Origin of the sequence: Roseibium sp., assembly GCF_025698965.1 — a bacterium.
Taxonomy (GTDB): domain Bacteria; phylum Pseudomonadota; class Alphaproteobacteria; order Rhizobiales; family Stappiaceae; genus Roseibium.
Window position 1 is genome coordinate 1 of record NZ_JAILWL010000219.1, and the last position, 10,547, is coordinate 10,547.

Below are 10,547 nucleotides of genomic sequence, written 5' to 3' on the forward strand. Positions count from 1 at the left end.
GAAAGAATGGTATAGGTGTGACCGACCAGGGCAGTCCCGGAGACCGCGACGGTGCCGCCATTCAGCGTCGCGGTGCCGCTTGCCAGGATCAGGTCGCTGTCCGGCGTGTCATCCAGTTCAACCGCATAGGTCGAGCCGGCATCAAACGTGATATCGCTCACGGTGATCGTACCGATCGAATTGCCCGGGGAGACCGTTCCACCGCCATTGACCGTGGTGGCGCCAGTCAAGGTTCCCACTCCGCTCAGGGTTCCGCCACTGATTGTGGTGCTTGTTGCATTCACGGTGCCGTTTACCGCAATTACTCCTGCAGCGTTGACTATAGAGATTGCATCAAGTGAACGCCCGGCAGCCACATTTACACCAACAAACGCCGTTGAGCTGTTAATCAGGCTTGAAATGCCTGTGACATCCCCACCGGTTACATCAAACGTACCACTGCCTTCATTCGTCAAATTACCACTGACCGCAACAGTTCCGTCAAGGACATTGATCGCTCCGTTGTTGCGGATCATGGCTGTTCCTGATGACAGAACTGCCGTCCCGCCAGAACCGTTGAAGTTCAAACTGCCGGTGGCCAGATTGTTGATGTCGCCCGCATCGGTGATGGTCCCGCCGACCCCGACATTGATGACCGCAGCATTGTTGAGCGTGTTGGCCGTGCCCTTCAGGGTCGATCCCGCGCCGATGTTGAGCACACCGGATGTGTTGTCGATCGTGCTCGCCGACAGTATGACCCCGTCGGCAATATCGACCGTGCCGCCACTGTTGTTCAGACTGGCGACCGTCTCATCGCCGTCCACTGCAACGATTCCACCAGTAAGGTCGACAGTTGTCCCGACTGCCAGGCCGCTGCCATCGGTTCGCAGTAGGCCACCATTGACTGTGAGCGTTCCCGATCCAAGGGAGCCGCTGCCCAACAGTTCAAGCGCTCCACCATTGATCGTGGCATCACCGGAAAAACTACTGCCGTCCCCGGTCAGAAGGGTCTCACCTGAATAGACTTCCAGGTTGCCGGTTCCCGTCAGGTCGGCGGAAACCACATAATTATCATTCGTGTGATTGAAGACCAATGTTCCGGTCCCGGAACCAAAGGCGATCGTATCGGCATCGATCACACCAGCAGCAACAGCTGCATCACCGGCAGAAGAACCGATATTAACCGTGCCCTCGGAACCGGCCACCTTGCCGATGGTAATGGTCTTCGTGCCGTCAGTCAGTGTAACCGAACCACCGTCTTGGACGGTCAGCACGCCTGTTCCCTCATCCCCCACAACTACGGCTCCCGGAGACGTGAAGGTTGAGTTTTCACCGCGGACAATCACTTCGCCGTAACCGCCAGAATTGTTGCCTATATCTGAGCGACTGCTGGTAACCGTAGCACCATCCTCAATCGTGAGCACGCCTGATCCTCCCAAGCCAACGAAGAGTTCCACTGCAGTTTCCAGTTTGGAGTCTTCGCCGCTGACAAGCACGTCTCCATGGCCACGCAGTCCAATTGCCGACTGATTAGCCACGATTACCGCCCCACCATCCTCGATGGTGAGCGTCCCGACTCCAAAAACGCCCACGAAAAAGTCCTCGGATGCCACCAATTGGGAGTTTTCGCCACTGACAATCCCATGCCCTTGACTACCTTCTTGGGTTCCTAATTCGATCTGGTGACCACCGACTACCTTCGCGCCGTCTTTCACAGTGAGCGTACCAGCTCCGGAAAGGCCCAAAAAGATCGTCCTGTCTGTCTCTAATCGCGAGTTCTCACCGCTGACAACGACGGTTCCATGACCACTGGCCCCTTTTCCAATCAGGAACTGAAACCCTACATCCGCCGACGCACCATCCTCGACGGTAAGTGTGCCTCTACCGTCGAAACCAACGGTTATGTGAGCTTCACTTTGCAGCCTTGAATCTTCGCCTATTACCGTAACGTTACCCTGACCAGTGGAACTGTTCCCGATGTGGAGTTCTCTGAGATTAATGACCTCTCCACCTTCTTTGATCGTGAGCGTACCCTGTCCGGTGTCACCGACAAAAAGTTCGTTCCCCCCGGATAGATCCCAGGGCGAGGCCAGCGTAGCATCGCTTCCCCCGACGATCTCATGAACCCCGCCGTCGATTGTTTCGTCCCCATGGACGCTGTCGAGAGTGGCGCAGGAAAGTAAAAGTACCAAGGGTACGCTGGTGAGAGCAGTGGTGTTGAAGAACGAATTGGAGATCGGTTTTCTGCACATAACAATGTCCTTGCATTGTATTGGCAAGTACCGGGAACACAGCCTGACCCTTAACTACCCGTGTGTAATGGTAATCCTGACAGAAGTATCGAGGGCGGTGCAGATGAAAAACTCAACATCGCCTTTTTTTGCCAGTGCAGGCTGCGTAGTTATGGTTAATCCGTAGTTAAAGTTGCAAGCAGAATAATTAATTGAAATTATTCCATTAGATAAACAGTGATAAACATCTCAAATTTGAGACAAATGCACAAATAAAGAGCTAATAATACCTATCACAATCTCTTGGTTACATTGCAAACGCTCCCCCCTTCGTTCAGGGGATGGAGAGCTATGTAGAAACCGCCGCATGCAATTTGAGCGTGATTTTGATGCACTCTTCGCTGCACATCTACGCGAGCTTCTAAGAAAAAAAACGGCATCTCATTAAAAAATTTTAGTAATTTTTATTACCAAAAGTTGCCAATTGACGCTTTTTTGAAAAATAACACTTAAATATTCCCATCCTCATTTTAGATGTTATTGTTATATTCTAGATCTACTCAACAGAAATAAGTAATATTATTATTTATCACTTTTAATTTTGTTACTTTTATTAACAATTTTACTTATCTTATTTGCTACATTGCATAATGTAACACTGTTCAATTTTTCCTGCGCTTCGGAGTGACTGATATGCTTCACAAGATGATACGCATACTGATCGCCGAGGACAGCGGAGTTGTTCAGAGCGTTATCACCCGTGGCATCAATATGCATCGTGCAACCCGATACATCAATTTTGAGACGGTCAATGATGGCTGCTCTGCGCTCAAGGCGCTCAATAAAAGACGTTTTGATGTAGCCTTTATTTCCTTGAAACTGCCCGGCCTGAACGGCTCTGACGTCATTGTGGGGCTGGCGGAGAGCAAATCCAGAGATTGTATGATCATCGCTTTTTCAGAAACGTTGGATAAGAAAGACGAGGCCTTGCTGCGACAGCATCAGGCCTATCACTTTCTGCGAAAGCCGTTTCGGCAGGAAGAAGTGGCCGATCTCGTCGCAACCTACATCAAGATAACCAGTGGTCTGCCGATCCTGCTTGTCGACAGTTCCGATGCTGCGCGCGCGGATATCGGAAAGGTACTTCAAGAAAGTCGGTTTGACTTCGAGGTTTTCGAGGCCGGTAGTGGAGAAGCGGCTTTGCGGGCTTTGTCTGCAGGAAAGCTAGAGATCATCCTGACCGATTTTCAACTGCCAGGAATGGACGGGCTTGAACTGGCCGGCCGGGTTCGCAACCTTTCCAGCCGAACAAGTATTTACATGATGTCGACTAACGGTACGACCTTCCTGGAACGGTCGGCTGCGTTTGTCGGTGTTTCCGGCTTCCTGAAAAAGCCCTTTACAGCCGATGATATCGACGTGCTGATGCACATGTATTTGGGTCTGGAGACGCCTAAATTCGCTAAGGAACGCGCAGCCTTCAGGTACCTGGAGCGCGAAAAAAAGCTCTTTGAATAATTGCTCACGCACTACGATTGGTTCACAGGGCGAAGTGTTATCTCAGTCGCTTACTGACCTAATTTTGAGCTCTTGCAAACTGAAATACAAGCAGGCTGAAACCAACCATTGAAACTTGATTGGAAACAAAAGTGAACGTCGCCGAATTTATCGAACAGCTGCAGGAATTGCCCTAGGACTTTCCGGTGGTAATTCATGAATTCAATGGGCCAATGGTACGTGTCGTCAGTGCAAACGTGACTACTATGCGGCCAACTCACCTGACGCACTGAACAGAGGTAGCTTCCGTGCAGACTACTCCAATGGCGAACAGACACTTCACGGAGTACTTATCCATTCATACGAAAATTCCGAAAAGCTGGAAGCCCAATGTAAAGAAGGTGACCCGTGGAATAGCATTTTGACTGAAGAGAGGGTAGCGAACATAATTGCCGACCTTTTGACGAGAGCGGACACATCGATGCCAGACGAACTTTCTCAAGAAGTGTTTATATTGGTGACTGAAATGCTGGCGGAGGACGCGCCAAGGGAAACTGTTGAAATTGGTCTAGCCGCCAACAAGATCCTCCAAGATCTCACTCTGCAAACCTTCGATGAATTGACGGCGGAAGTATGAAGCTCGCCCCGATTGCGACTTAGCTGATGGTCTTGCGTCATGAAAAACCCCACCGAACTCGCCTGCACCGATGGGGTCTATCGGTCAACAGTCAGATTGCTGCGGTGAAGCGTTCAATTGTCGATCGATTTGTAGACGGTAGTGTCTTTAGTCCGGTGGTGTCAATGCCCGTGGAGCTCACACAAGTCTCCGTCCCTAAGTTTCCATTCCTTTGGGCTGCGCCGCGTGCTCAATACTGGTCTTTTGCAAAGCTGGCCGACTGCAGTTTCGGCACCGCGTCTTGGATATCCGTCGGTTTCAAGCCATTCGTAATACTGCTTCAGAGTGACACTGAAGTGAGAAGCAACGAACAACGACGCATATCGGCTAGCCAATTAACTTCCAATTTCGGCGAAGATAGTCATCAAACATTGGAACTGTAAAATCTATGTCGCCATACTGAGGGCTGTAAATCATACCCTTAGCGATAATCTGCGCCCGACGAGGCCCTAACTTGTTTGGAGTCTCACCCAGATGTTCAGCAACTTCCGAGGAACGGTATGGTCCCTTGCCAAGTTCTGACATCGCGATCACATATTCACGTTCTTTAGGTGTTAACCGATCAAAGCGCACCTGGAAAAATCCGTCGTCCAGCCTCCTGAGGGCTGCTTCCGTTGCCGCTTCGATATCATTTTTATTAATTGGAGAATTGCCAGCTGTATTCCAGGACTGAAACCCCCACTCTTGCAAAAAGTATGGATACCCTTCCGTAATTTTCAGGATTGCATCTAAAGCGCTGTTGGTTATTTCTTCCTTCTCTTCGTCTATTGGACCCTTGATCGCTTGCAAAGCAGCGTCTTTATTTAGTGCCCCAACTTTTGGATATGAAAAGAGCCGTTCTGCGTACGATTTGGCATCTCCAGACAGACCAGCCAACTGAGGCAACCCCGCGCCGAAAAAGATGACTGGAAGCTGTTTTTGGCCAATTTTGTGTATCGCGACTATGAGAGCTGCGAGCTCTTCTTCCTTTAGGTATTGAACCTCATCGACTAGAAGACACCACCCCTTTCCTGCTGCTTTGGCAGCTGTTCCGATAGCGATGAACATATCAGGAAGGTCATATTCTAGGTTTCCACTATCAGCTACGCCAGGCTCGGGATCGACCGAAATCGACAAGTCTCCCATCTCTACTTTGAAGACACTTGCAAAACCTCTCAGTGCTTTCATCGCATCATGTGTTTTTACCTTAGCGGCCTCAACAAATGACAGCTTTCGGAGGACCTGCTGCATTCTAGGATACAAAAGCTCTGCTAGCGGTTTGTCTTCTGGAGCCTCAATAACTGAGGTCACATATCCTTCCTCTTCAGCCGCATTTTCAATAGAGTTCAGCAATACAGTCTTTCCCGTACCACGTAACCCTAACAGCATTTGAGATCTCGCATGCCGCCCGATCATTGTTCTCTTCAAGGCGATGATGGCATCAGCAATGATTTCGTCTCGACCCGCAAGATCGGGCGGTTGCGAACCTGCTCCAGGAGCGAAAGGGTTTCTTACAGGATCCATATTTCTACCAAACTCTAACCAGTTATATCCTGTTTGCCATATAACTCAGTAGAAGTCCATACAACTACCCCACATCACTTTTCCCACCGCGTCCTAAGCCTGAGAAGAGTTGAAGTTGTGGTGCTGTTACGTTGATTGGTTGGCAAAGAATTGAACCGCGACGGCACCTGATCGAGAACTTCTTCTGCAAACTCAAGGAGTTCAAGCGCATCACCATGCGTGCTTGCAAAACCGACCAGAGCTCTGAGGCTATGATCTACATCGCCACTGCCATCATAAACTCACGATCCCCCCCACCGGCCTTAGAACAGGTGTTACGCGTATTCTGAACCCACCAGTGGAAGGCATTCATGTCTATCGGCGAAGGGTTTGCCCGTCATGAAAGCGTCAATCACTCCCAGGGCGAATATGCTCGGGGTTCAGCCCACGTCAATTCGGCCGAAGACTTCGGAGCCCCGATCCGACGAACGGTCATAGGCGTCTTCCACTATATCAGTCCGAAACACGCGGACCTTTATTTCCACAAAATCGGGGCGAACTCCATCACCGTGTGACACCTAAAGGCAGATTATAGCCCACCCCACCAAACACCTGTCAGCAGCGCGCCTAATAGTCCGCCGCCGGCACGTCCATGAACCCTGCTGGTTCGGCGCCCTCCCATCTGTGCATCTGCTTCCACCTTCGCGACAATCAAAATTGCTCAAACGAGCTCAATTCAAAAAATTAAGTCCAGTAGCCAATTTACGAAGACTGCTCAAGATCCTGAAAACTATGAGGATGTATTCTTGACGCATCCTCTTCACGCTTAAGATAGATTTGCCATTCAACAAAAGTTTCAGCCATCAATTCCCGGCTGTCGAACTCAATGGCAAATTCTCTTTGGGCGACAAGCTAAATCTCGCCCACAAACAACAGGCCATCAGTAATGCAAAATATAATCCGTGCTCGCGAAGTTCAGCGCGATCTCCAGCGACAACGTCGAAGACACTGAAACCAATGAGAGTAATTCCGGACAGAAAGTAAGACCAATACAGCGTAGACCGCGCGGTAGTCGAACCAGGTCTCCAAACCATGGCTACGATAGCGACCAACAAAGGGATGGCGACAAAAAGTTCCCAGACGCCGGCGAAACAAAGAACCGAATTGATGCTGTCTGGTGAAATTTCAAGCCTTAAGAAATACGTGGTGAACTGATCTACACGATCCTTTCCATACCAATTGAAAGGACCAATATCGGATCGATTGAGAAATTTATCGAGGCCATTCATAGCCCAGAAAGCTGCCCAGTATCCAGCTGCTACAATGCTAATTGCGATTTCGGCAACATTGACATTACCGATGATACTCAAGTTTTTCGTCATGAAACCATCAGATTTCGAGGACCAAGGCCAAGATTTCGAGTGACGACATTGCAGCAATAGCTTCGATTCGGTCCATAGAACTCAATATCCGATTTAGTTGGACCACTCTATCATATACACTCCTAAGGAGAGTTGCACCTTTTCCGCAAGCACTTTCCGTTACAGCACCTCACCCACCTGAACAGAATTCTTAAAGGGAATAAATAACTTGACTTACTGAATCAATAAAACTTGCAAATTTATATAAATAACGATAATAATAAACTTATCTCACCTATGATTTACATAAAATTTGGCAAATAATTATTACTTTAACTCAATGTTTATTTTGGATTATTGCATCCGAATAAAAAGAAACATGGCCAAGGGAGCTTGCAAAATGTCCGAAAAACCGTGCAGGTTTTACCTGCGAATGCCGCAATGCATGAAAGATGACCTTGTTGCCGCATCTAGACAAAACGGCCGTTCCTTGAACTCCGAGATTGTTGCCAGGTTGCACGAAGCGCTTAGGTCCGATGAAGTTAACCGCATTCAATGGGCCTTGGATCATGCAAATCACTGGGAATATTCAAAGCCGGGCCAACTGACGCTTTCAATGCTCGCGGAACAAGCGGGAGAAAGATCCGCTGTCCAGTTAGAAGCAATCATGAACGGTCGCGAAAGACCGACTTTTGCACTTTTGGATGCCCTGAGCAGTGCGCTCAAAGTCAACCCTGACTGGCTAAAACACGGCGTTGGAGCTCCGTTTCAGACGGGTTCACCCTAGCCGTAGCCTCCTTTGCCAAAAGATTTGCCAATCCACTGCATTCAACACGCCGGTTGATTGCCTCTATCTGCTGAAATTCCCGGAGCACTGAACACATGGGACGACAACTGGAACCGACCAAAAACCTAGTTGTTCAGTCGCTGGTTGATGTCTTTCAGCTTGTTTTCAAGAAATCTGCGATTTGCGCGGTTTGGGGCTCTTTGGATTGCCGTTCCATAATCATCTCTGGCCTCTCGAAAACGACCCATATCTGACAAAATACGTGCTCTGGCTGCATGCCATGGCTGGAATTCAGATAGCGCACAACGAAGGCCATCGAGTCGTCTCAAGGCTAATTCGGCGTGACCGAGCTCTGACAAAACAACCGCCCAGTTCAGGGCAACGACCGGCGTAGGCTCGTGGTACCAGAGTGACTGATAGAGCAATGACATTTGCAGCCAGTCCGGGGAAGCATCAGTCATATGGCAATCCGCAATCGCTGCTTTGATTTGAAATGGCCCGGATTTTTGTCGCGCGACAGCCAAGGACAGCAAATTCCGCCCTTCCAAGATGAGATCCTGTCGCCAAAGTGAGCGATTTTGCTCCTCAACAGGAACAGTTGCACCATCTACCCCAATGCGTGCAGAACGCCTGGCTTCGGTCAAAAGCATAAGCGAAAGCGCTCCTTCTATTTCCGGGTCACACGGCCGAAGTCGCACCAGCAAGCGAGCCAGAAAAAGCGCTTCCAAGCACAGATCACGCGGCCCCGTGTCATGCGCAACATAGCCGGTTGTGAAAATTAGGTAGATCGTTGACAGCACGGCACCAAGCCGGTCTGACCATTGCTCCGGCTCCGGGATTGAAAAACCAATCCCTTTGGTTTTGATCTTTTTTTTTGTCCTGGAAATACGTTGTGCCATCGTAGGTTCAGCATCCAAAAACGCATTAGCGATCTCTCGAGTTGTCAGATTGCAAATGGCACGCAAAGTCAAAGCCACACGGGACTTTTCCTCAAGCGCCGGATGGCAACAAGAAAAGATCAAACGCAGTCGCTCATCCGGAATACTGGGTAATTCGTCGGTTTCTTCATGCCCAGCTATGTGCTGTTCAAGCTGCCGCACCTTCCGGCTTTCACGCGCGCTTGTGCGCGCACGGTCAATCCCCTTATGCAGTGCGACTTTCATCAACCACGCGGTTGGAGAATGCGGAATACCAGAGCGCGCCCAATGAGTGAGGGCGGAAATCAAAGCCTCCTGCAGTGCATCTTCTGCAGCTTGAAAATCAGTTAATCGAGAAATGAGAAACGCTAACAACCGCCCCCTATCGCGATGAAGAACATCATCAATGACCTTATGAACCGCAATGGCTTTGGGGGCGGCATCCTTCATGTTTCAGCCTCTGGGATTGTAATCCATCATGGGACGAACTTCGATTGTGCCGAACTTGGCTGAAGGGATGAGGGCTGCATACTTAAGGGCTTCGTCCAGATCAGGTACTTCGACCACATAGTATCCACCCAAATGTTCACGGGTTTCAGCAAAAGGACCGTCCATTGTTTCTACTTTGCCGGACTTGATCCGCAAGGATGTCGCAGTCTCGATCCCCTGAAGACCCTCTCCATCACACAGAACGCCATCAGCTTTCATCCTTTCGTTGGCCGCGAAAAAACCGGACATCATCTCGTCAAAGCCCGACGTCCCGTAAGCGGGTTGCTGTTCCGGGTTATTGTAAATCAGAAGCATGTATTTCATCGGAAGTTTCCTTCTCTGCTTTCAGGAAATGTCAGGCCCAAAGCCCCACGAGATTGACGGCAAGGCAAACCATGGCGTTGAGCGAAGCCAGGATATTTGTGCCGTTTCCCACGTAACGCAGGAAATGACCGCTGTTGTCAGTCTTCAAACCGAATGGATGAGCTATGCGACCAACCAGGAGCAACACGCCTGAAATGTGAAGGTAAAGCGCCGGTGCCCCCATACCTTCTGCCAGGATCATCAGGATTAGAACAAAACTGAACCATTCAGCACAATTGCCATGTTGGCGAACACGCAACAAAAGTTCCGGATTACCTCCGTCACCGATGGACTGTTTTAACGAAGACCGCAGTGTTGTGACGCGGAACCAAAGGATTAAGTAGACCAGCGCGACGGCAAGCGCGTAAATTGGAGTGACTGAAAACACCATGTTTTGTCCCTTCGACATTGTGGTTGATACCGTCAGGACGATTGTCATCCGGCTTTTTCGACATGAGAGCCATTTTCACAAATGCTTTTCTGCTATCGATGAAACTTTTGCTTGAACTGCTGCCACTACACCTGACAGGCAATTGAAATGGTTTGGGCTCATTCCCGCTTTCATCGAACTTTCGACTTCTTCTAAAACCTGGCATTGAGGCGTGCGTGGAAGCCATGAATGGCTGTTCCCTCGCCGTAGCGGCCGCTGTAGGAGGCGCCGGCAATCACCCGGTCGGCTATCTTGCCGTCAAACCCGAGATCCACCATCAGCATGTCCTCCGCAATCGGAGCCCCGAGTTCCGTGAACGGATCGCTGTCCGACAG

The 10,547-nt window shown here is 49.8% G+C and carries 9 protein-coding genes and 2 pseudogenes; 4 read left to right on the top strand and 7 right to left on the bottom strand.

Annotation, left to right across the window (positions count from 1 at the left end; genetic code table 11):
• Positions 1 to 2,231, bottom strand: a 2,231-nt coding sequence (locus K5905_RS17765; RefSeq protein ID WP_367186982.1) for a beta strand repeat-containing protein, incomplete at its 3' end; no start/stop codon positions are given.
• A 672-nt stretch (positions 2,232 to 2,903) separates the two neighbouring features.
• On the opposite strand from K5905_RS17765, the gene K5905_RS17770 reads away from it, so the two are divergent.
• Both K5905_RS17770 and K5905_RS17775 read left to right on the top strand, forming a co-directional pair.
• Positions 2,904 to 3,728 (top strand): response regulator, encoded by an 825-nt coding sequence (locus K5905_RS17770; RefSeq protein ID WP_297586266.1) that lies wholly within the window; start codon positions 2,904 to 2,906, stop codon positions 3,726 to 3,728.
• Between the two features lie 460 nt (positions 3,729 to 4,188).
• Entirely contained in the window at positions 4,189 to 4,344 is a 156-nt protein-coding gene (locus K5905_RS17775; RefSeq protein WP_297586267.1) for a hypothetical protein, read from the top strand.
• A gap of 366 nt (positions 4,345 to 4,710) precedes the next feature.
• Here K5905_RS17775 and K5905_RS17780 read toward each other — a convergent pair whose 3' ends face one another.
• Positions 4,711 to 5,886: an ATP-binding protein gene (locus K5905_RS17780; protein ID WP_297586268.1), complete on the bottom strand. Its 1,176-nt coding sequence runs from the start codon at positions 5,884 to 5,886 to the stop codon at positions 4,711 to 4,713.
• 329 nt (positions 5,887 to 6,215) lie between these two features.
• Between K5905_RS17780 and K5905_RS17785 the strand changes: the two are divergent.
• A pseudogene (locus tag K5905_RS17785) lies at positions 6,216 to 6,419 on the top strand (transposase); the annotation flags it as partial.
• A 309-nt stretch (positions 6,420 to 6,728) separates the two neighbouring features.
• On the opposite strand, the gene K5905_RS17790 reads toward K5905_RS17785, so the two are convergent.
• Positions 6,729 to 7,247, bottom strand: a complete 519-nt coding sequence (locus tag K5905_RS17790) for a hypothetical protein (RefSeq protein WP_297586270.1) — start codon at positions 7,245 to 7,247, stop codon at positions 6,729 to 6,731.
• A gap of 292 nt (positions 7,248 to 7,539) precedes the next feature.
• Between K5905_RS17790 and K5905_RS17795 the strand changes: the two genes are divergently transcribed.
• Entirely contained in the window at positions 7,540 to 8,013 is a 474-nt protein-coding gene (locus tag K5905_RS17795; protein WP_297586272.1) for an Arc family DNA-binding protein, read from the top strand.
• A gap of 125 nt (positions 8,014 to 8,138) precedes the next feature.
• On the opposite strand, the gene K5905_RS17800 is transcribed toward K5905_RS17795, so the two are convergent.
• From K5905_RS17800 to K5905_RS17815, 4 genes and pseudogenes are all read right to left on the bottom strand, one after another.
• Complete coding sequence (locus K5905_RS17800; RefSeq protein ID WP_297586273.1) at positions 8,139 to 9,380, bottom strand: DUF6596 domain-containing protein; 1,242 nt, start codon at positions 9,378 to 9,380, stop codon at positions 8,139 to 8,141.
• A gap of 3 nt (positions 9,381 to 9,383) precedes the next feature.
• Positions 9,384 to 9,743 (bottom strand): YciI family protein, encoded by a 360-nt coding sequence (locus tag K5905_RS17805; protein ID WP_297586274.1) that lies wholly within the window; start codon positions 9,741 to 9,743, stop codon positions 9,384 to 9,386.
• A gap of 31 nt (positions 9,744 to 9,774) precedes the next feature.
• Positions 9,775 to 10,221, bottom strand: coding sequence for an MAPEG family protein (locus K5905_RS17810; RefSeq protein ID WP_297586276.1), 447 nt, complete (start codon positions 10,219 to 10,221; stop codon positions 9,775 to 9,777).
• Between the two features lie 143 nt (positions 10,222 to 10,364).
• Positions 10,365 to 10,547: pseudogene (locus tag K5905_RS17815) on the bottom strand (hypothetical protein); the annotation flags it as partial.